This is a genomic window from Adlercreutzia rubneri (genome assembly GCF_009755265.1).
GTDB lineage: Bacteria > Actinomycetota > Coriobacteriia > Coriobacteriales > Eggerthellaceae > Adlercreutzia > Adlercreutzia rubneri.
Genome location: NZ_WPOO01000027.1, coordinates 1 through 21,109, shown reverse-complemented (window position 1 = coordinate 21,109; position 21,109 = coordinate 1). Strand labels below are relative to the sequence as shown.

19 protein-coding genes and 2 tRNA genes are annotated in these 21,109 nt (G+C 64.7%); 19 read left to right on the top strand and 2 right to left on the bottom strand.

Translation table 11 applies throughout. The features are described from left to right. Window positions 1-74: 74 nt before the first annotated feature. From GO707_RS11100 to GO707_RS11060, 9 genes are all read left to right on the top strand, one after another. Window positions 75-1,457: a sodium-dependent transporter gene (locus tag GO707_RS11100; protein ID WP_114540209.1), complete on the top strand. Its 1,383-nt coding sequence runs from the start codon at window positions 75-77 to the stop codon at window positions 1,455-1,457. 112 nt (window positions 1,458-1,569) lie between these two features. Continuing rightward, window positions 1,570-2,643, top strand: a complete 1,074-nt coding sequence (gene ychF / locus GO707_RS11095) for a redox-regulated ATPase YchF (RefSeq protein ID WP_157013035.1) — start codon at window positions 1,570-1,572, stop codon at window positions 2,641-2,643. A 20-nt stretch (window positions 2,644-2,663) separates the two neighbouring features. Continuing rightward, window positions 2,664-3,869: an MFS transporter gene (locus GO707_RS11090; RefSeq protein WP_114540207.1), complete on the top strand. Its 1,206-nt coding sequence runs from the start codon at window positions 2,664-2,666 to the stop codon at window positions 3,867-3,869. A 66-nt stretch (window positions 3,870-3,935) separates the two neighbouring features. Continuing rightward, on the top strand, window positions 3,936-5,063 hold the full coding sequence (locus GO707_RS11085; RefSeq protein ID WP_227070599.1) for a TIGR02452 family protein: 1,128 nt from the start codon (window positions 3,936-3,938) through the stop codon (window positions 5,061-5,063). Window positions 5,064-5,157: 94 nt separating this feature from the next. After that, window positions 5,158-5,877 carry an ATP-dependent sacrificial sulfur transferase LarE gene (gene larE, locus GO707_RS11080; RefSeq protein WP_157013034.1) on the top strand — a complete coding sequence of 240 codons (720 nt, stop codon included), beginning with the start codon at window positions 5,158-5,160 and terminating at the stop codon, window positions 5,875-5,877. Window positions 5,878-6,022: 145 nt separating this feature from the next. Next, on the top strand, window positions 6,023-6,334 hold the full coding sequence (gatC, locus tag GO707_RS11075) for an Asp-tRNA(Asn)/Glu-tRNA(Gln) amidotransferase subunit GatC (RefSeq protein ID WP_114540205.1): 312 nt from the start codon (window positions 6,023-6,025) through the stop codon (window positions 6,332-6,334). After that, on the top strand, window positions 6,334-7,827 hold the full coding sequence (gene gatA / locus GO707_RS11070) for an Asp-tRNA(Asn)/Glu-tRNA(Gln) amidotransferase subunit GatA (protein WP_114540204.1): 1,494 nt from the start codon (window positions 6,334-6,336) through the stop codon (window positions 7,825-7,827). Before gatC ends, gatA begins: the two co-directional genes overlap by 1 nt. Continuing rightward, window positions 7,828-9,408: an Asp-tRNA(Asn)/Glu-tRNA(Gln) amidotransferase subunit GatB gene (gatB, locus tag GO707_RS11065; protein WP_114540203.1), complete on the top strand. Its 1,581-nt coding sequence runs from the start codon at window positions 7,828-7,830 to the stop codon at window positions 9,406-9,408. Between the two features lie 232 nt (window positions 9,409-9,640). Beyond that, window positions 9,641-10,456 carry an Rpn family recombination-promoting nuclease/putative transposase gene (locus GO707_RS11060; protein ID WP_114540202.1) on the top strand — a complete coding sequence of 272 codons (816 nt, stop codon included), beginning with the start codon at window positions 9,641-9,643 and terminating at the stop codon, window positions 10,454-10,456. A gap of 73 nt (window positions 10,457-10,529) precedes the next feature. Here GO707_RS11060 and GO707_RS11055 read toward each other — a convergent pair whose 3' ends face one another. Continuing rightward, window positions 10,530-12,314, bottom strand: a complete 1,785-nt coding sequence (locus GO707_RS11055; protein ID WP_157013033.1) for an FAD-binding protein — start codon at window positions 12,312-12,314, stop codon at window positions 10,530-10,532. 176 nt (window positions 12,315-12,490) lie between these two features. On the opposite strand from GO707_RS11055, the gene GO707_RS11050 reads away from it, so the two are divergent. The 10 genes from GO707_RS11050 (at window position 12,491) to GO707_RS11005 (ending at window position 20,613) form a co-directional block, all read left to right on the top strand. Continuing rightward, window positions 12,491-13,474, top strand: a complete 984-nt coding sequence (locus GO707_RS11050; protein ID WP_157013032.1) for a hypothetical protein — start codon at window positions 12,491-12,493, stop codon at window positions 13,472-13,474. Further along, on the top strand, window positions 13,444-13,971 hold the full coding sequence (locus tag GO707_RS12800; protein ID WP_335878791.1) for a helix-turn-helix transcriptional regulator: 528 nt from the start codon (window positions 13,444-13,446) through the stop codon (window positions 13,969-13,971). The genes GO707_RS11050 and GO707_RS12800 overlap by 31 nt, the downstream gene beginning before the upstream one ends. Window positions 13,972-14,104: 133 nt before the next feature. After that, window positions 14,105-14,413, top strand: a complete 309-nt coding sequence (locus GO707_RS11040; RefSeq protein ID WP_198161093.1) for a holotricin-3 — start codon at window positions 14,105-14,107, stop codon at window positions 14,411-14,413. 349 nt (window positions 14,414-14,762) lie between these two features. Continuing rightward, window positions 14,763-16,106 (top strand): phenylacetate--CoA ligase family protein, encoded by a 1,344-nt coding sequence (locus tag GO707_RS11035; protein ID WP_114540199.1) that lies wholly within the window; start codon window positions 14,763-14,765, stop codon window positions 16,104-16,106. Window positions 16,107-16,204: 98 nt separating this feature from the next. Then, entirely contained in the window at window positions 16,205-16,861 is a 657-nt protein-coding gene (locus GO707_RS11030; protein WP_114540198.1) for a LysR substrate-binding domain-containing protein, read from the top strand. 252 nt (window positions 16,862-17,113) lie between these two features. Further along, window positions 17,114-17,785: a 2-oxoacid:acceptor oxidoreductase family protein gene (locus GO707_RS11025; protein WP_114540197.1), complete on the top strand. Its 672-nt coding sequence runs from the start codon at window positions 17,114-17,116 to the stop codon at window positions 17,783-17,785. Then, complete coding sequence (locus GO707_RS11020; RefSeq protein ID WP_114540196.1) at window positions 17,769-18,314, top strand: 4Fe-4S dicluster domain-containing protein; 546 nt, start codon at window positions 17,769-17,771, stop codon at window positions 18,312-18,314. Before GO707_RS11025 ends, GO707_RS11020 begins: the two co-directional genes overlap by 17 nt. Then, window positions 18,311-19,498, top strand: coding sequence for a transketolase C-terminal domain-containing protein (locus tag GO707_RS11015; protein WP_114540195.1), 1,188 nt, complete (start codon window positions 18,311-18,313; stop codon window positions 19,496-19,498). Before GO707_RS11020 ends, GO707_RS11015 begins: the two co-directional genes overlap by 4 nt. Beyond that, window positions 19,495-20,412 (top strand): thiamine pyrophosphate-dependent enzyme, encoded by a 918-nt coding sequence (locus GO707_RS11010; RefSeq protein ID WP_114540194.1) that lies wholly within the window; start codon window positions 19,495-19,497, stop codon window positions 20,410-20,412. The genes GO707_RS11015 and GO707_RS11010 overlap by 4 nt, the downstream gene beginning before the upstream one ends. A 125-nt stretch (window positions 20,413-20,537) precedes the next feature. Then, window positions 20,538-20,613: transfer RNA gene (locus GO707_RS11005), tRNA-Arg, on the top strand. Between the two features lie 44 nt (window positions 20,614-20,657). Here the strand turns inward: GO707_RS11005 and GO707_RS11000 are convergent. After that, window positions 20,658-20,731 (bottom strand) — tRNA-Gly (locus GO707_RS11000). Window positions 20,732-21,109 lie beyond the last annotated feature (378 nt).

Below are 21,109 nucleotides of genomic sequence, written 5' to 3'. Positions count from 1 at the left end.
TGCGCGATGCAGCCGCCCGTTCCTTAAAGGTAGGCGAGGGCGCGCGGGCGCCTTGGAAATGGGAAAGGAAGACTATGGCAGGAGAGATTAAGAAGCAGCGCGCTTCCTGGTCGGGGAAGTGGGCGTTTATTTTGGCCGCGGCCGCCTCGGCGGTGGGCCTGGGGAACATGTGGCGCTTCCCCTATCTGGCGGCGAAGTACGGCGGGGGCACCTTCCTGCTCACCTACGTGGTGCTCGTGTTCACCTTCGGCGTGTCGCTCCTGCTGCTGGAGACGGCGCTCGGCCGCAAGACGGGCCAGTCCGCCATCGGTGCCTTCAAGGCCTTCGGCAAGAAGTACGCCTTCATCGGCATTCTGGCCTCGGCGGTGCCCTTCATCATCACGCCCTACTACTGCATCATCGGCGGCTGGGTGACGAAGTACACGGCGGCCTACCTGGTGAACGGACCGGAGGCCTTAGCCGACGGCGGCGACTTCTTCACCGGCTTCATCACCTCCAACGCCGAGAGCTACATCTGGATGCTCGTGTTCATGGCCATCGTGTTCGTCATCGTGGGCCTGGGCGTGAAGGGCGGCATCGAGAAGGCGAACCTGTTCATGATGCCCGCGCTCATCATTATGGCCGTCGCCATCGCCATTTACACGCTCACCATGCCGGGTGCCGTGGAGGGCGCGCTGTACTACCTCACGCCGGACTTCAGCAAGTTCTCGCCGGAGCTCGTGATCGGCGCGTTGGGGCAGATGTTCTACAGCCTGTCGCTGGCCATGGGCATCATGATCACCTACGGCTCCTACATGCGCAAGCAGGATAGCCTCACCTCATCGGTCGTGCGTATCGGCGGCTTCGATTTGGGCGTCTCCTTCATCGCCGGCCTGCTCATCGTGTCTGCGGCCTTCGTGGCCATGGGCTCCGGCGACGCGGTGGCCGCCAAGGCGGGTCCCTCGCTCATGTTCGTGACGCTGCCGACAGTGTTCGTCGACATGGGCGGCATGGCCACCATCATCGGCTTTTTGTTCTTCCTGCTGGTGCTGTTCGCCGCGCTGACGAGCGCCATCTCGCTGGTGGAGACGCTCGTCTCCATTGTGCACGACGGCCTTCAGTGCACGCGCGCCAAGGCCCTCGGCATCGTCATCGCGTTCGTGGTCATCGCCGGAGCTATCATCAATGCGGGCTACAACGGGCTGTCGTTCATCGAGCCCCTCGGGGCCGGTTCCTCGATCCTCGATTTCGCCGACTTCATCTCCAACTCGGTGCTCATGCCCATCGTGGCGCTGCTTACCTGCGTGTTCGTCGGCTGGATCGTGAAGCCCAAGACCATCATCGACGAGGTGCGTGTCTCCGCCCCGTTCAAGGCCGCGCCGGCTTGGACGATCATGATCAAGTACATCGCCCCGGTGTTGGTGATTATCATTCTGGTCGCCTACGTGGCGGCTCAGTTCGGCTTCTTTTCCATGTAAACCGCGCTGGTCAACGAGATTTCCATGGCGAAGGGCGTCCTTGTGGGCGCTCTTCGTTGTTTTGCGGTAGGATAGTCAACTACTGAAACATTAGTTAGATCGAAGGATTTTCATGGCTCTCTCAATCGGTATCGTGGGGCTGCCGAATGTCGGCAAGTCCACGCTGTTCACGGCGATGACCAACAAGGGCGGTCTGGCCGCCAATTACCCGTTCGCCACCATCGAGCCCAACGTGGGCATCGTGCCGGTGCCCGACGACCGCCTGCAGGCGCTGGCCGAGATCGACCATCCGGCGAAGATCGTGCCCGCCACGGTCGAGTTCGTCGACATCGCGGGTTTGGTGGCCGGAGCGAGCCAGGGGGAGGGCCTCGGCAACCAGTTCCTCGCGAACATCCGCGAGACCGACGCCATCGCGGAAGTGGTGCGCTTCTTCGGTGACCCGGACGTGACCCATGTGGCCGGCAAGGTGGATCCGCAGTCGGACGTGGACACTATCAAGACCGAGCTCATCCTGGCCGATATCGCCACGGTTGAGAAGGCCATCCCGCGTCTGGAAAAGGAGGCCAAGCGCGATAAGGCCGGCGTGGCGAAGTTGGAGGCGGCCAAGAAGGTACTCGCGGGGCTGAACGAGGGCCACCGCGCCCGCACCCTGGGGCTGACCGAGGACGAGGTCGCGGCCATCTACGAGCTGCACCTGCTCACTATGAAGCCGATGCTCTACATCGCGAACGTGGACGAGGACGCCGTGGACGCCGAGCTGCCCGAGATCGACGGCTGCACTCCGGTGCCGATTTCCGCGAAGGTGGAGGCCGACATCGCCGAGCTGGCCGAGATGGATCCGGACGAGGCCAAGGAGTACATGGAAGCGCTGGGGCTCACCGACAGCGGTCTGGCGCGGCTCATCCGCGAGGCCTACCACCTGCTCGGCCTGCAGAGCTACTTCACGAGCGGCGAGACCGAGACCCGCGCCTGGACCATCCCCGTGGGCGCGAAGGCCCCCCAGGCCGCCGGCGTCATCCACACCGACCTCGAGCGCGGCTTCATCAAGGCCGAGACGGCCTCCTTCGAGGACTACGTGGCCTTGGGCGGCGAGAAGGGCTGCCGCGACGCGGGCAAGCTCCGCCAAGAGGGCAAGGACTACGTCGTCCAAGACGGCGACGTCATGCACTTCAAGTTCAACGTGTAATACGTCGCATTCTGGAAAAGATGCAGGCTGATACCGAACAACGGAAAGGGCGCGACTCCGTTTGGAGTGCGCCCTTTGTCATTCTGATGGCGGTAAACTTCTTCCAGTCGATGGCGGCGTTCATGGCCAATGCCACGTTGCCGGTGTTCGCCGACTCGCTGGGGGCGACGGCTTCCATGGTGGGCGTCGTCGTGAGCTCGTTCACGCTGTCGGCGCTGCTCGTGCGGCCCTTCGCCGGCCCCGCCTTCGATAGCTTCTCGCGCAAGCGGCTCTTGCTTATCGCCCAGGGCATCATCTGCCTGTCGTTTTTCGCCTACGGGTTCGTCGATTCGCTGGGCGTGCTCATCGCCATCCGGCTCTTCCACGGCGTGGGCATCGGGTGCAGCGGTCCTCTGGCGATGTCGCTCGTGTCCGAGTACCTGCCGGCGACGAAGTTTGCCAGCGGCATCAGCATTTACGCGCTGGCGCAGTCCTTCGCCCAGGTCATCGGGCCGGCCACGGGACTCTACCTGGTGGATGCTGTAGGATTCTCGGCAGCGTACTTCCTGGCTGCGGCGCTTCTGGTGGTGGCCATGGGCGGCATCTTCGCCATCCGCGAGCCCTATCGCGAGCGCCTGCCCTACCAGCTGAAACTCTCCCGCATGTTCGCCCGCGAGGCCGTGGGCAAGGCGGCCGCCCTCATGCTCATCGCCGTTTCGTTCTCGTGCATGGGCTCCTACGTGGTGCTCTACGGCTATGGGCGCGGCGTGGCGGACATGGGGCTGTTCTTCGTGGTGTACGCGCTGTGCCTGGTGGTGACGCGGCCGGCTTTGGGCGGCCTTGCCGACAGGGTGGGAACGCCCCGGGTGCTCGTCTTCGGGACGATCTGCTTCGCTGCCTCCTATGTAGCGCTCTTCTACGCGCAGGGCTTGCCCGGCTTTCTGCTCGCCGCCGTCATCGGCTCGGCGGGGTTCGGCTGCTGCGCGCCGCTTCTTCAGTCCATGGGGCTCGCCTCGGTGGGCATCGACCGGCGCGGGGCGGCCAGCAACACCATGTTCACGGGCCTCGATTTGGGAATGCTTGTGGGGCCGGTGACCGGGGGCGCGGTAGCCGAGGCTCTGGCGCCTGCGGCCGGCGGCATCACGGGCGGCTACGGGCTCATGTGGCTCGTCATGATCGTGCCCGCCCTGGGCACGCTGGCCATCGCTCTGGGATGGAGCCTGCGGGGGAGAGTCCAGCGCCGCTAAAAGATGCGCGAGACACGGAATTGCATTATCATGGCGAGCGGATCATTTGAATGGAAGGAGAGCGGTATGGCGGAGTTCAACGAGCACGATGGGCGTGGCGGTCGCGAACGAGGGCGCGGCGGTCGCGATATGCGTCGTCCGAATCGGGACGAGCAGCGGGAGGAGCGGCGGCGCGAGGCGGCGCGGCATACGGGCCTCATGAAGGCCGCCTTCGGGCGCGAGACGGACGAGGCCATCGAGAACGCGCGCATTTACGAGGAAGGGGAGGGGCGCTCGCTTCTGTGGGGCGCCGAGGCCGCTGCGGCCGCCGAGGCGGCGAAGCGCGCAGCGGAGATGGCCGAGGCCGACGCCGATGGCGCCCAAGCGGGGAATGTCGAGGCTCGCGAGGTGGCCGAGATCGCCGAGGAAGACGCCGAGGCTGCGGAAGCCGAAGAGGCGATGGTCTCCGATGGAGCCGCGGGCGCTGCGACGCCTCAGGCTACGGAGACGACGGTCAAGGTCGTGACCTCTTTCGCCCCCGAGGCGCTCTACCGCGATGCCACGGGCAAGACGATGATCGCGGATCCCGGCGCCTTCACCCGCCCCGGCGGCGCCTACGAGGACGGCGCCTTCGGCCCGGAGCAGATCCTGTGCTCCGAGAGCAACCTGTACCCGATCCTTGTAGCCCACAAGCGCGACTTCTACGACAAGAACCGTGACTACCGCCGAGGCTCGCTGTTCACCGACCGGGCTCTGTACGTGCCCGAGGTGCTGTTCTCCCGCGGGGGCGATGTGCGCCGCGCCGACGTGCTGGTCATCGCCGAACCCGTCCGTGCCTTCGCCCTGGAGAACCACCGTTCCGAACGCGAGTGCGACAAGGCGCTCGCCGACCGCATCGAGGCCATCTTCCGCATCGCCGCCGCCAACGGCACTGAGACGCTCATCGTGGGCGCCTTCGGCTGCGGTCGCAACGGCTACCCTGTCGAGCAGGTGATCGAGCTCATCCAGAACTGGATCGCGGAACACCCTGGCGCCGTGCCGAACGTGGTGTTCGCCGTGCCGCGCATGCACGCCGATGCCTTCCGCGAGGCCTTCGGCGCCCCGGAGCCCGAGCGCCCCGCGCCGGTCGTTGTCGCCGAGGGCGAGAACGACCGCGAAGGCGATGACGAGGACTGGCGCAACGTGGAACTGCCCGAGGGCGTCACGCTGCGCTAAGGATGGCTGCTCCTTGAGGGGCAGAGCATAGAAGAGAACGAATCGGGCGGCGTGTGGCTTCGGCGCGTCGCCCGATATAGTACAGAAGGCGAGTATGGAAGTAACGAAAGTCGCAGAGATCGAGGAAAAGAGCGCGGAAGCGGCGGTGGATTCCGAAAGCGTTGTCGCCGAGGACACCGAGGATGTGGGGCCGGGCCAGCACCTGTTCGGCGAGCCGCTTGAGATGTACCTTCTGCGCGAGCCGAAGCTGGCCGTGGCCTTCTCGGGCGGCTGCGACTCGGCGCTGCTTCTGGCGGCGGCGAAGCTGGCGGGGTGCGAGGTGCGCGCCTATCTGGTGAAGACTGCCTTCCAGCCCGATTTCGAGCTTGATGACGCCCGTGCTGTGGCGGCGGCGCTGGATGTGCCCCTCACGGTAGTGGAAGCGGACGTGCTGGCTCAGGAGGCTATCTGCGCGAATCCCGCCGACCGCTGCTATCTCTGCAAGCGCTTCATCTTCGGGGAAGTGCGCCGGGCCGCGGCAGCTGACGGGTTCACGGTGATCGTCGACGGCACCAACGCCACCGACGATCCCGAGCGGCGCCCCGGCTTCAAGGCGCTGGCCGAGGCCGGGGTGGTGTCGCCCTTGCGCCGCGCCGGCATGACCAAGGCCAACGTGCGCCACGTGCTCGCCAGCTTGGAAGAGAGTTTCGGCCTGTCGTCCGGCGCGCTCATGTCCGCCAAGCCGAGCTTCCCCTGCCTGGCCGTCTACGTGCCCCAAGGCGAGTCGATCACTGAAGCGTCTTTGCGGGAGGCCGCCCGATCGCGCGGACTGTGAGTCGCCCGCTCTGTTAAATCTTCGCGCTCGGTGGGCGCGGGGCGCGCTGGTGGCGCGCCTTTTGCTATCATGGAGCGGTTGACTTAACGAACCGGGGAGTGCCGATCGCCACGGCGCGGCCGCTCCCAGAGAAGGAGCGCGATTCATGACGCAGCATCTTTCCGAGGCCGATGTGCGGGGCATCGCGGAATACACCCGCATTGGCCTTGACGCGGAGGAGGTCGTCGCCATGACGGCCGACCTGAACGCCATCATCGACAGCCTGGCGCCTATCACCGAGTTCGACCTCGACGGGGTCGAGCCGACGTTCCATCCCATCGGCGACTTGTCCAACGTCATGCGCGATGACGAGGTGCGCGGGAGCTTCACCCAGGAAGTGGCGCTGGAAAACGCGCCCAAGCAGGAAGACGGCAGCTTCCTCATCCCGTCCATCCTGGGGGAAGGGGGCGATCGCTAATGGCGCGCACCTTCGGAGAAATGGGCATTCGCGAGATTCAAACCGGTCTCGCCGCCAAGGAGTTCTCGGCCGCCGAGGTGACCCGCGGCACCTTCGAGCGCATCGGCGAGGCCGACGGGGCGGTGCATGCCTTCCTGGAAACCACCGAGGAACTCGCGCTCGACGCGGCGGCTCGCATCGACGCCGCCGTCGCCGAGGGGCGCCTCGCCGAGATGGGCCCGCTCGCGGGCGTTCCCGTGGGCTACAAGGACAACCTGAACCTCACGGGCACGCACACGACGTGCTCCTCGAACATGCTGCGCGACTACGTGTCCCCCTACACGGCGACCTGCGTGGAAAAGACGCTGCGCGCCGGCGCTCTTCCCATCGGCAAGCTGAACATGGACGAGTTCGCCTTCGGCGGCTCCACCGAGACCTCCGCCTTCGGCCCCACCTTCAACCCGTGGGATGTCGAGCGCGTGCCCGGCGGCAGCTCGGGCGGAAGCGCCGCGGCCGTGGCGGCGGGCTTTGTGCCGGTGTCGCTCGGGTCGGATACGGGCGGCTCCATCCGCCAACCGGGCTCGTTCTGCGGTCTGGTGGCCGTGAAGCCCACCTACGGCGTGGTGTCGCGCTACGGTGTGGTGGCCTTTGGCAGCTCGCTCGACCAGGTGGGCCCCTTCGCCCGTTCGGTGGAGGATGCGGCGCTCGCGCTGAACGCGCTTTCCGGCCGCGACGAGCTGGACTGCACGAGCCAGCCGTGCGACGTGGACTTCACGGCCAACCTCGCTGAGGGCGCGCGCGGCATGAAGATCGGCATCGTTCCCGCGTTCATGGAGGCGGCCGGTCTTGCGCCCGAGGTGCGGGCGAAGGTGGAAGAGGCCGCGGCTGTTCTTCAAGATATGGGCGCGGAACTGGTGGAAGTGGAGCTTCCACACGCCCAGGCCGCTATGAGCGCCTACTACGTGCTCGGCCCCTGCGAGGCCTTCAGCAACCTCGCCCGCTTCGACTCGGTGCGCTACGGCTACTGCGACCCGGGCCACAAGGATCTGGCCAGCCAGTACGAGGCCAGCCGCGCGAAGGGCTTCGGCCCCGAGGCGCGCCGCCGCATCATGCTCGGCAGCTACCTTCTGTCGGCCGGCGTCTACGACAAGTACTACTATCCGGCCCAGCAGGTGCGCACCCTCATCACGCGCGACTACGCGGCGGCCTTCGAGAAGGTGGATGTCATCCTGTCGCCGGTGGCGCCGACCACGGCGTTCAAGATCGGCGAGATCTGCGACCCCACCGAGATGTACCTCGCGGACATGTTCACCATCTCCATCAACATCGCCGGCAACGGCGGCCTGTCGTTCCCCGTCGGCCTCGGCGCCGACACGGGCCTTCCGGTGGGTGTGCAGATCATCGCGCCTCCCTTCAAGGACAAGAACATGTTCCGGGCGGCGGCGGCCTTGGAGCAGCACTACGGCCCGGCGCCCGTTGCCCCCGATTTCGCCGACGGAAAGGTGGGTGCGTAAATGAAGACCCTCGAAGAGGTATTCGAGACCTGGGAGGCCGTCATCGGTCTGGAGATCCACGCGGAGCTGACCACGCTGGAAACCAAGATGTTCTGCGGCTGCAAGTTGGAGTTCGGCGCGGCCCCCAACACCCACACCTGCCCGGTATGCCTGGGGTTGCCCGGGGCGCTTCCCGTGCCCAACCGCGCGGCCATCGAGTCCATCGTGCTGGCCGGTCTTGCCACCAACTGCGACATCGAGAAGCACTCGATGTTCTACCGCAAGAACTACATGTACCCGGATATGGCGAAGAACTTTCAGACCACTCAGGGCCCCATCGCGTTCTGCATGCGGGGCCACCTTGACCTGGACGTGGACGGCAGGGGCGCGACCGAGCGCTACCGCCTGGACGCGCTCGCCCCCGGCGAGACGGAGGACAACATCACGCGCACCGAGGACGGCTACGTGGCGCATGTGGGCATCACGCGCATCCACATGGAGGAGGACGCCGGCAAGATGGTGCACCTCGGAGGCGGCGAGGGTCGCATCGCCGGGGCCACGCAGTCGCTCGTGGACTACAACCGCGCCGGCACGCCCTTGATCGAGCTGGTGACCGAGCCCGATCTGCGCACGCCCGAGGAGGCGCGTCTGTTCATGCAGAAGCTGCGCCAGATCTACCTGGCCTTAGGGATCTCCGACTGCTCCATGGAGGAAGGTTCCCTGCGCTGCGACGGCAACGTGTCGCTGCGCCGCCGCGGCGCCACCGCGTTCGGCACCAAGACCGAGCTGAAGAACATGAACTCCTTCAAGAACCTGCACGACGGGCTGGCCTACGAGATCTGCCGCCAGGCCGAGGTGCTCGAGGAGGGCGGCGTCATCTACCAGGAGACGCGCCACTGGGATCCGTCCGCCAAGCGCACCATCGTCATGCGTGTGAAGGAGACGGCTGACGACTACCGCCTGTTCCCCGAACCCGATCTGGCGCCCTACGACTTGTCCGACGAGTTCATCGAAGGGGTGCGGGCGAAGCTGCCGGAGCTGCCCGACCAGAAGGCCGCGCGCTTCGCCGCCGATTTCGGGCTCACTTCCTACGATGCGCGCCATCTGGTGGAGCACCGCGCTACGGCCGACTTCTTCGACGAGTGCATGGCGCTTGCGAAAGCCGAGGCGGACGGCAGCAAGTTTGCCAAACCGCTCGCGAACCTCATCATCAACGACGTGGCCGCGTGGCTGAACGCCCACGAGGGCACGCTGCTCGCCGACACGCCGCTGACGGCGGCCCGGGCGCTTTCGCTTGTGAAGATGCTTGCGGATGACACTATCTCCTCGAAGCAGGCCAAGGAGGTGTTCGCGGCCATCATGGACGAGGGCGCCGACCCCGAGGCCATCGTGGAGGCCCGCGGCATGAAGCAGGTGTCGGACACCGGTGCCATCGAGGCCGTGGTGGACGAGGTCATCGCCGCCAACCCCGATGAGGTGGCCCGCTACCGTGACGGCAACACCAAGGTTATCGGCTTTTTCGTCGGCCAGTGCATGAAGGCCATGCGCGGCCAGGGCAACCCCAAGATCATCAACGAGCTGCTCGCCAAGAAACTGGGGTAGGGAAGCGAAGTCGTCAATTTGTTTTAAGTTGCGAAAGGCCGCCCTTCAAGGTGCGGCCTTTCGTTAAGAAGGATGCCGAATTTTTCAAATTTGATCTCCTTTCCTCTTGCAATCATCGGTTCAAAACCCTATAATAGAACAAATGTTCTTACGGTTTCATGAGAGGTGAAATCGAGGCTGGGGAGCCCCTAACCCGGAAACGGGGACAGCCGCTGAGGAGAAAGGGGCTGCCATGACCAGCCGTATACCCATATCCAACAACTTCATGTTCGGGCGTGTGCTCTGTCGCGAAGACATTTGCCGCGGGTTCTTGGAGCGCGTTCTCGGCACCGAAGTGGGCTCTATCGCCTATCTCAACCGGGAGCAGGTGCTTCAGCCTACAGTGGCATCCCGCGGTGTGCGGCTTGACGTGTACGCCGAGACTGCCTTGGGCGTCATCGATGTAGAGATGCAAGCCAATCCCCACGCCGATTTGGGGCGTCGCCTGCGCTACTACCAGGCGAGCATCGATTCGGGACTTCTCGACCAGGGCTCGTCATGGAGGGATCTGCGCGACAGCTACATCATCTTTGCCTGCGATTTCGATTGGCTTGGAGCTGGTTTCCCGGTGTATACGTTTGATCGTCTTTGTCGCGAGAATTCCGCCCTATCGGCCCAGACGGGCTCTACGTGGGTGGTGCTGAACGCTTGTGCTGGAGCCATTGCGCCCAATGAGGGTCTGCGGAATCTGCTAGAATATATTCGAAAGGGTGCGGTAGCCCCCGATGACGAACTTATCAGTGCCATGGACGCAGCAGTTTCCGCGGCCAACGAGGACAGAGAGTGGGTGGGTTCCGTGATGACCGTAGGAGATCTGTTGGATGATGCTCGTGCCGACGCCATTGCCGAAGGCTTGGCTGAGGGCCGCGCCGAGGGCCGTGTTGAAGGTGTTGCCAGGATGGCTGCCCTTGCCGCGAAACTGGCAGAAGATGGCCGCGCCGAAGACGCCCTAGCCGTCATGGCCGATCCTGTGGCGGCCGAGGAACTTCTTCGGAAGTATGGTTTGTAGTAGCTTCCCGTGAAAAAGGCCGCGCCCTGGGAGGGACGCGGCCTTTTTTGGGAGGGGAGGGCTCGGTCGGGGGTTACTCGTTCTCGGCGATGTGCTTGCCGGTGAGATAGCCGAAGGTGATGCAGTTGGCGCCGTAGTTCGCGCCTTCCACCATGAAGGTGTAGTTAGTCGCAAACATATCGCCCACCATGGTGCCCACGTTATACAGGCCGGGAATGGGATTGTCCTCCTTATCGCACACGCGCATCTGCGGATCGGTGGAAAGGCCGCCCAGCACGGTGAGGAAGATGAGCATGCCGCCGCTGGACTGGCCGTAGTAGGGGCCGTCGCCGAAGGCGTGCAGGCAGCTGGGGTCCTTATGGTAGTCGGTGTCCTCGCCGGCCAGACACAGCTCGTTGTAGTGGTTCACGGTCTCAATGGTCTCGGGTGGCAGCCCCAGCTGTTCGATGACGCTCTCCAAGGTATCGCCCTTCACCATGGCGCCGGCCTCCACATCGGCGTCCCACGACTCCACGATAGCCGCGGCCTTCGCCGCCGGGTCGCCTTCCAGCATCGAATCGTTGTTCCAGCTGCCGGACAGCTCCACCTGGGAGGCGTAGTCGTGGCCCCACAGGGCGAACACGGTCTTGCCGGGCTGACCGAAGTTGTTCATGCCGGCGCAGGGCGACAGGCAGTTCTCGTTCATGAAGCGCTCGCCTTTGGTGTTCACGAGCAGGCCGAGGAAGTTGCTGTACAGGTTGCGCGGGCCGGGGCCGAAGAAGCCGCCCATCACGCAGTTGGGGAAGATCTTCTGCCAGCCGGCGCCGACCCACAGGCCCATGCGCTGGCCATCGCCCTTGAACAGGCCGCCGTACTGGAAGCCCGCGTCGTAGTTGGGTTCGCTGTCGTACACCTCGTCGGCGATATAGGGAGCGTAGCTGGGAGCGTAACGGTACATCATGTCGCGGTTGGCCGAGAAATCGCCGGTGGCGAGCACGACGGCCTTGGAACCGGTGTACTTCGCATAGCTGCCGTCTTCCCGCGAGCAGATGACGGCGGTCACGCGGCCGGTGTTGTTATCCTCGCGTACCAACTGCTCGCCCTTGGTCTTGAAGTCGATGCGGCCGTCGAGCTCCTCGGTGAGGCGACGCGCCAGCTCGTTCACGAGCAGGGGCTGCATCATGCCGGTGCTCACAACAAGGTCGGGATCGGGCTCTTGGCCCGGGCCGTAGTCCCAGCCGATGGAGCACGTCTCGTAGTACAGGCTCGTCGGGGAGCCGGGAGTGCCCTTCTCCACCTTCACGGCGTAGCCGGCGCCTTCCATCATGTCGATGATCCAGTTCATGGCCGTCTCGCTGTTGTTGTAGTGTTTGTACCACTTGGCCTCGTCCACTTGGTTGCCAGCGTAGAAAATCTCCTTCTGGAACATGAAGGGAGTGAGCTTGTCGAAGCCTTCGCGCTGCATGGCCTTGCAGAACACAGCGTTGTTGGAGCCGCCTCGGGAAACGGGTTTCTCAGAGGCCGATACCACCACAACGTTCAGGCCTTCCTCGGCGGCGGACACGGCGGTCACGAGCCCTGCGGTACCGGCGCCCACCACCACAAGGTCGGCCTCGACGGTTTCGGCGATGGAATCCTCGGCGATGGGCTCCGGCGGAATCTCGAAGGCCCATTCCTTCTGGGAGGTCTCGGCGGTTTGGGCGCCTGCGCCGGCAGAACCCTCCGTTGCGCTGCCGCCCTCGGTTTTGGCGGCGCCGTCGCTGCCCTCGATTTTGGGTGCGCTGGGAGCGCAGCCGGCCAGGGCGCTTCCGGCCACAATGGCTCCGGAGGCGAGTGCCCCCTTCAAGAAGGAACGGCGTCCTATTGCATTGCTCGTCATGAGTTCCCCTTCCTGTTGGTTGTCGCAATGGTCGAGCTGCCGCCATTGAAGCTCCATTTCGGTCGCGATGAAACCCCCGTAGGCCGCCAAATTGTCCAAATCGGCGAATTGGCCCTTCTAGGGGGATACGATTTCTGCCCATTTCGGGGATACTTTTTACCCAAGGAGGGCTTTCTATGGCTTATGAGACTTACGAAGAGAAGCAGAGAACGATTGCCGATCCGTCCGACGAGGGAGGAGCTTCCCTGCGCCCTTTGAGGGATGCGGTGTTTCGCCATCGCTTTCTGTTTCTTGCGCTAACCTGTTATTGGGCGTGGCAGCTCTCGTTCTTCCAAAGTCCCTTAGCGGTGCTTCCCGTCGACGGAATGAGTCCTGTGCCGCTGTCGGCGCTGTTGCTGCTCGGGGCGAGTCTGCTCACGTACCTCTTCGTGTACCGCGAAGATGCCCGTATGGCCTCGTGGGCTGCCCGCCGTCGCTATCTGGTTCTCATCGGTGTCTGCATGGCAGGGGGAACGGCGGCCCAAGGGCTGTCGCCTTTGGCGTCTGGGACGGCCGGAGCGATTCTCTGCGACGGGGGATCGGCGGCTATGGGCGTCGGCGCGGCCCTCTTCGTGGTGGAGGCAGGTCGCGTGTTCGCCCAACTGGGCCCTCGTCTTGCCCTGCTGCTGGGCGTGGCGAGCATTTTCTCAGGGGTAGTGTTGCTTCTCGGGGCGTCGCTCGCTCCTTGGTGCGGCCGCATTGTGCTTCTGGCTCTGGCCGCTCTGGCCGCGGTGGTCTTTCTTCGTGGGGCGAGGCGACCGTTTCCCAAGAAGCGCTTCTACGCATGGGGATTGGAAGAGAAGGTGCGCTTTCCCGTGAAGCTCGCCCTTACCTGTTTCGTGCAGGGGGTAGCCCTCGGGCTCATGTCGCTGCTAAGTGGTGAAGCGGGAGCGGGCTATGCGGGCGAAATGAGCCTCCTGTCTGCGCTTGCTTTCGCTCTCGGCGCGATGCTTATCTTCGCTACGGCGGGCACCTTCAAGATGGACTTCAATCATTTGCTCTATCAGCTGGGTTTTTCGCTCATGGGGCTTGGCTTTCTTGCCCATGTGTGCCTGCCGGGAAACGCCATGGCGCGAGTTTCTTGTTTGCCGTGGCCCATTGCTACGTGTACGTGCTCATGACCTGCATCTGCTCTTATTTCAGCAACTGCCTGAAATGTTCCCCAGGTTGGATCGTGTCGCTGACAACCCTGTGCATGGTGGCTGGTCAGATGCTGGCCGCCATTCTGGCCGCTGCTCCTTGCACGGTGGCGTCCTCGGTGCCAGTGGCTGTTTCCGGCGCCATGGCGTTTCTTATGCCTACCGTGGCGCTGCTGCTTTTGAGCAACGATAATCCCGTGTCGGGCTGGGGAGCCATTCGGCCGGGCGCTCGCAAGGAAGACGGGGAGGGCGCGCTGTTCGCGAAGATCGCGAGCGATTACGGCCTGACCGCCCGCGAGACCGAGGTGACCGAGTATTTGGCCCGCGGCCGCAACAAGCGCGTGATCAGCCAGGAGCTGGGCCTGGCCGAGGAGACGGTGAAGACCCATATGGGCAACGTGTACCGCAAGCTGCTTGTCCATTCCCAGCAGGAGCTGATCGATCTGGTGGAAGCCGAGCGCGACGCCCGCGACCGGTAGCGAGGGGCCACCGACCTCGGCGGTTGGCTGTGACGGGTTCGTGACAGGGGAGGCGCTCGGGTTCCCCTGCGTGGCGGCAATGGTAGAATCCCAATCAAAAGTCATAAGGTCAGCATTGACGAAGGGATCTTCCATGGGCATCTTCAAGGACGAGAACGGCAACAGCTACGGCGACTGGGCCCATCGCGGCCAGGGGCGCACGCGCGAGAACGCCAACGACATCGTGACCACGGGCGACGAGAAGAAGTGGTACGACCAGACCTTCTGGATCGTGTTCTTCCTCATCGTGCTGTGGCCCGTGGGCCTCGTCATGATGTGGCGCAGCGCCTGCGCCTGGAACACCGTGGTGAAGGTGGTCGTCACCATCGTCATCATCGGCATGGTGGTGCTGTCCTACCAAATGTCCCAAGCCGTGCTGGCCGCTCAGGGTACCATCAGCTAAGTGACGGCGTAGAGGGAGCGCGGGGTGTTCTGACCGAGCGAGTTCCGCAGCGACTGGAAGTGCCCAGTGGGCACTTCCACAAAGCGAGGACTGTTTGAGCGAATCAGAATGCCGCGCGCTCCCGACCGCGAGGATTCACTGCAATGTATTGCCAGATGAAAGCCTGCTATCGTGGTCGCCGATGGCGGGCTTTTCCTATTCCGTATGCCGTTTCCCCTTGTGCGCGCGGACGGCTTCGGGCATCATACTGACCCACGCGAAACTCTGCCGGGTGAATTGCGCTCGGCGCTACCCGGTCGGGCGTTGCGTGCCCGGCATTCAGAAGACCGACACCGGACAAGGAGCAGTGATGGCGAAGAAGAACATTCCCTACGACCAGAAGTACTACGATCCCGAGATCGAGTGCATGCCGCGTCCGGAGCTGGAGGCCATGCAGCTTGAGCGCCTTCAGGAGATGGTTCGCTACGCCTACGACAACACGGTGTACTACAAGCGCTCCTTCGACGAGGCCGGCGTGAAACCCGAGGACATCAAGACCCTCAAGGACTTGGAGAAATTCCCCTTCATCGACAAGAAGACCGAGCGCGAGACCCAGCACGTGGGCAGCTTCTTCGGCGAGATGTGCTCGGTGCCCGAGGAGGATGTCATCTTCATGGCCACCTCGTCCGGCTCCACGGGCGTGCCCACAGTGAGCCCGTTCACCCAGGAGGACTTCGATCTGTGGCAGGACACCGAGGCGCGGCTGTTCTGGCAGGCCGGCATGCGCCCGACCGACCGCTACGTGCACGGCCTGAACTTCGCCCTGTACGTGGGCGGCCCGGACGTCATCGGTGCCCAGCGCTTGGGCGCGCTCGCCATCTGGGTAGGCGCGGTGCCGAGCGACCGCCTCATCTTCGTGCTGCAGCAGTACCAGCCCACCATCATCTGGACGAGCCCGTCCTATGCCTGGACGCTCGGCGAGAAGATCAAGGAGAAGGGCCTCGACCCGCGTACCGACTTCTCTATCCACACCATCATCGTGGCCGGCGAGCCGGGCGGCTCCATCCAGAGCACCCGCGAGGCCATCGAGGAGCTGTGGGACGCGAAGGTGGTCGACTTCTTTGGGCTCTCCGACATCTACGGCGCCTGCGCGGCCATGTGCGAGGCGAAGGACGGTCTGCACATCGTGGAGGACCAGATCCTCGTGGAAACGGTGGATCCGGTCACCGGCGAGGTGCTCGAGCCGGGCAGCGTGGGCGAGCTGGTGTACACCACGCTCATGAAGAAGGCTCGTCCCATGATCCGCTTCCGTACCGGTGACATCGGCTACTTCTCCACCGAGAAGTGCGAGTGCGGGCGCACCTTGGGCCGCATCCACATCACTGGCCGCAAGGATGAGATGTTCATCGTGGGCGCCGTGAACGTGTTCCCCTCCGACGTGGAGTACGTGGTGCGCGCCGAGAAGGGGCTCACCGGCGAGTACCTCATCCGCGTGTACGACGAGAACTTCTCCACCCGCTACGAGGTGTCCGTGGAGCGCGCCCAGGGCTCCGACGAGCCCTTCGACGCCGTGGCCGCCCGCGTGACGGCGGCGCTGAAGGCCCACACCGGCGTGAAGCCGGCCCGCGTCATCGTCTACGACGCCGGCAAGCTCGGCACGTCCTCCGAGCACAAGGCGAGCCGCTTCATCGACGAGCGCGGCAGCGCGAAGTAAGGCAACGAACGTGCAAACCGATGGCCGGGCGGGGCGTTTTCGTCCGGCCATCGGGTATCATTCCATTTGAAGAGATCCCACCGAAGAAGGGAACCTACATGACCTCTTACGACTTCGCCATTTCCGGGCAGCACTACCTGTTCGACGTGCAGTCCTTCGCCCACACCATCCTGGCGGCCGGCGGCGACGCCTTCTCCTACGCGCTTTTGGACCGCACGACCCAGGGCGTCATCGACGACGTGGCCTCCGGGGCCGCCGAGCTGGGTGTCATCATGCAGACCTCCGAGACGGAAAGCGCCCTGAACGGGGCGCTGGCCGAGGCGGGGCTTGCCTTCCACGAGCTGGCCGTCTCCGCGCCGCTCGTGGCCCTGCCGTCAAGCCACCCCTTCGTGAACGCGAAGAGCCTTACCCTCGAGCAGCTGGCCGACTTCCCCTATGTGTACTTCGATCAGGGGGAGGACGCCCCCATCGCCTTCTTTGAGGAGGCGCTCTCGCAGGTGCCGCGCGCCAAGAAGGTGGCTTGCACCGATCGCGCCTCGCTCACCGAGCTCATCATGGCCATCAACGGCTACACCGTGACGAGCGGCATCCTCGTGGGCATCACCGACGGCAGCGCGCTCACCACCATTCCGCTTGAGACCGACCTCAAGCTGCACCTGGGCTACGTGACCGCCGACAACCGCGAGCTGTCCGTCATGGGCGAGCGCTTCGTAAGCCACCTGAAGCGCAGCCTCGACCTGTATGCCAATCGATAGGGAAGGTGGTGGTTCCGTTCGCCCTGACGGGACGAACGGACGAGCCGACGCTGCGGTTCCGACTGGCACCTGCCCTTGCCATTCAGCGCTTTCCCTCACGGCCCGAAGGCCGTTCGGCCGCGCTTCAAGTCAATTGCAGGCACCAGTCGAAACCTCGCTGACGTTACGAACTACCTGTGGCGTAAAATAAAAAGGAGATTGAGCGACAATGGGCGATCAAGCGGTCGCCCATTTTGTTGAAGAGGAGGTAGCGTGCTGGAATTCATTTGGCATGCCCGGGGTGGGCAGGGGGCCTTTACGGCGGCCCGGTGCCTGGGGGCGGCCGCAGCGCTGTCGGCAGGCGCCTATGCGCTGGCGTTCCCCACTTTCGGCCCCGAGCGGCGCGGCGCCCCCATGCGGGCGTTCACGAAGATCGACACCGCTCCCATTGGCGACCGCAGCGCCGTGCATCGGGCCGCGTTCGTCATCTATTTGGACGAGACGCTCGTGGAAGACGGCTGGGAGGACGAGCTCGCCCCCGGCGGCCTCATGCTGCTGAACACGAAGCGGGCCCTTGACGACCCGCGCATTCTGGGAATCGACGCCGATGGCATTTCCGCTGCCGCGCTCGGCCGCCCCATTCCCAACACGGTGTTTCTCGGGGTCATCCCCGCGCTTGCGGCGGCCGTGACCATCGAGGACATCCATGCCGGCATCTGTGCCACCATGCCCGAGAAGCTGCACGCGAAGAACTTACGCATCGTGGATGCCGCCTTCGCCGAGGTGGCCTCCCGCGAGATCGCCGCCACGCGCGACCTGGTGGCCGCCGAGCAGGCGGCGACGGATGTGACCGCCGTGCTTTCCGAGAAGGACGCTATGTTCTCGCTGGCCGCCGAGATGCTCGTCGAGGGAGAGGGGAGGGATTTCGATGTCCGCGATTGCTAGTCAGAGCCGCCGCCCCTTCACGCCCACGTTGCGCGAAGGACTCGCCGCGCGTCCGAGCCAGTTCGCCCGCTCCACCTGCTTTGAGGCGGGGCACCTCACCTCGGTGAACGCCGGGTGGCGCAGCGTGCGGCCCGTCATCGATGCCGAGCAGTGCACGCTCTGCCTTAACTGCTATATGTACTGTCCCGACGGCACCATCGCGAAGGTGCGCGACGACGAGGGAGTGTGCGTGGCCGTCGTCGTCGACTACGATTTCTGCAAGGGCTGCGGCGTGTGCGCGAAGGTATGCCCCGTGCCCTGCATCGCCATGGTGGACGAGCACGCCGGCGAGAACGAAGGGGCGGCTGAGACGGCCGAGACTCTGGATGAGACCTCGCCCTCGAGTGGCGTTGCCGGGGTTTCGGGTGTCTCGACCGAGCGAGTTCCGCAGCGACGGGAACAGGACTCAATGTCCTGTTCCCCAAAGCGAGGACTGTCTGAGCGAATCGAGATTCCCGAAACCCCCACTGGGAAGGGAGGCTTAGCATGAGGAATTTCCTTTCCGGCAACGAGGCCTTCGCCGAGGGGGTGCGGCTCGCTCGGCCCCAGGTGATCTCCGCCTATCCCATCACGCCCCAGACCACGGTGGTGGAGGCGCTGGCCTCCATGGTGGAGGACGGAAGTCTTTCCGCCGAGTACCTGCACGTGGAAAGCGAGCACACGGCGCTCGCGGCCGCCATCGGCGCCGCGGCCACGGGCGCGCGCACGTTCACGGCCACCTCGTCCCAGGGGCTGCTGTACATGGCCGAGTGCCTCACCTACGCTTCGGGCGGCCGGTTCCCCATTGTGATGATGAACGCGAACCGGGCGCTCGCGCTGCCCTGGAACATCTACGGCGACCAGCGCGACTCGCTGTCGCTGCTCGACCACGGTTGGATCCAGGTGTACGCCGAGAGCAATCAGGAGGCGCTCGATCTGGCGCTCATGGCCTACGCCGTGGCGGAGGATCCGCGCGTGAGCCTGCCGGTGATGGTGAACGTGGACGGCTTCGCGCTCACCCACACCTACGAGTCGGTGGAGGTGCCCACGGCTGATGAGGCCGACGCCTTCCTGCCTCCCTACCGCACGGCCAACAAGTTCGATTTCGAGAACCCCGTGAACATTGGCTACTCGGCAGGACCTGACTTCAATCGCTACTACCAGTACTGGCACCATCGCGACATGCTGGCCGTCGGGGCGGTGGTGGAAGAGGTGGAGGCGCGCTTCGCCGAGGTGTTCGGTCGGGCGTATCCCGGCATGGTGGACGCCTACCTTTGCGAGGACGCCGATTTCGTGCTCGTCACGCTGGGCTCGGCGGCCGGCCTTGCCCGCGATGTGGCCGACGAGCTGCGAGCGGCGGGCAAGCGGGCCGGTGTGCTGCGCATCCGCTACCTGCGGCCGATGCCCGATGCCGCTCTTGCTCGGGCGTTGGTCGACGCGGCGGCCGTGGGCGTGCTGGAGCAGGACATCTCCTTCGGCGGCACCGGCACCGTGTACGCGAATGTGCTGGCATCGCTCGCCCGTGCGGGCGTTGTGCGACCGAGCGCGAACTTCATCGGCGGCCTCGGCGGCGACGACATCAGCCGCGAGGCCATGCGCGGCGCCTTCGCCCACTTGGAAGCCCTGGCGGCAGGGGAGGGCGCCTCGGGCGAGGTCGTCTTTTTCGGCGTGGAAGAAGAGGGGGGAAAGCGATGACCGTGAACGCGCGCACCATTACCGACGAGGAGTTCTTCTACGGGCACAAGGCGTGCCCCGGCTGCGGAGGCGCCCTAGCCGTGCGCCAAGCGCTCAAGGTGCTCGGACCCCATGCGGTGGCGGCGCTGCCCGCTGGCTGCATGAGCGCCACCGGTTTCAACTTCCCGCAGCTGGCCTTCGGCAACAACGCGATGATCACGCCCTTTGCGGCCACGGCGGCGGTGCTCTCGGGCATCGAGGCGGGCCTGCGCGCCCAGGGGGCGGCGCCCGAGGACGTCACCGTGGTGGGTTTCGCCGGCGACGGCGGCACGGCGGACATCGGCCTGCAGGCGCTCTCCGGCGCCATCGACCGCAACGACGACGTGCTCTACATCTGCTACGACAACGAGGCCTACATGAACACGGGCATCCAGAAGTCGAGCCTCACCCCCTTCGGCGCCTCCACGACCACCACACCGGCGGGCAAGCGCGAGCACGGCTGCCTCACGCAGAAGAAGAGCCTGTTCGACATCGTGGCGGCCCATCGCATCCCCTACGCGGCCACGGCCTCGGTGGGGTATCTGAACGACTTCATCAAGAAAGTGGAACGAGCGCGCGATATCAAGGGCACCCGTTTCATCCACGTGATGGCACCGTGTCCCGTGGGCTGGGGCTTCCCTTCGGCCGACATGGTAGACGTGGCGCGCGAGATCGTGGATACGGGCCTGTGGTACCTCGCCGAGTACGAGGGTCCCGCGCTCACGGGGGCGCCCGGCGGCACGTTCCACTTGAACCGCGACCCCAAGTCGTTCAAGCCCATCGAGCCCTACCTGCGCCGCCAGGGACGCTTCTCCGCCGACGACGGAGCCGATCTGGCCCTCATCGAGCGCGCTCGCGACGAGCGCTGGTCCTACATGCGCGAGACGTGGGGGTAGGGAAGGGCTGCCCCTGCGAATAGCGGCGCTTTCGAACGCTGAGGGCGCGGGTTCGTCTTCGAGGTTTGCTGCGCGAGAAGATGCGCTATAATGGCTTGCGACCGGGCGACCCCGGCGAACGTTAAGCGCCCATGGCTCAACGGATAGAGCAACGGACTTCTAATCCGTAGGTTGTAGGTTCGATTCCTACTGGGCGCACCAGAAAAGAAAACGGCCCCGTCGCAGTGACGGGGCCGTGGCATTTCTGGAGCGGGTGACGGGAATCGAACCCGCGTTATCAGCTTGGAAGGCTGGAGTTCTACCATTGAACTACACCCGCAGAGGCAGAGGGGATTATACCCCAATCCTCAAGGCTTTCGTCTCAAATCCGATGAATAATCCATTAAGCGGTCCACGCACGGCAATCGTACGGCAACACCGAAGGGCGGCCTTTTCTGGAGCTGGTATCGGATCCGCGCGACTGCCTTTGGAGGATCGGGTGTCGCGAACCGGTGTCGATATCCGGAGGTTTGGAACTTGGGAGCGACGAACTGCCTGAAAATGCACGAGATCGCGAGTTGTAAGCGTCCCGGGGGTGCGGACAGTTACTTGGACAGCGGCCTACGCCGCCAGCCCCAACCGCCTCCTGCGGTTGTCTATCGTATCGTAGACGGTCCTGCCGCCCTCCCGGAAGGCCTTTAGACGGACGGTCGAGTAG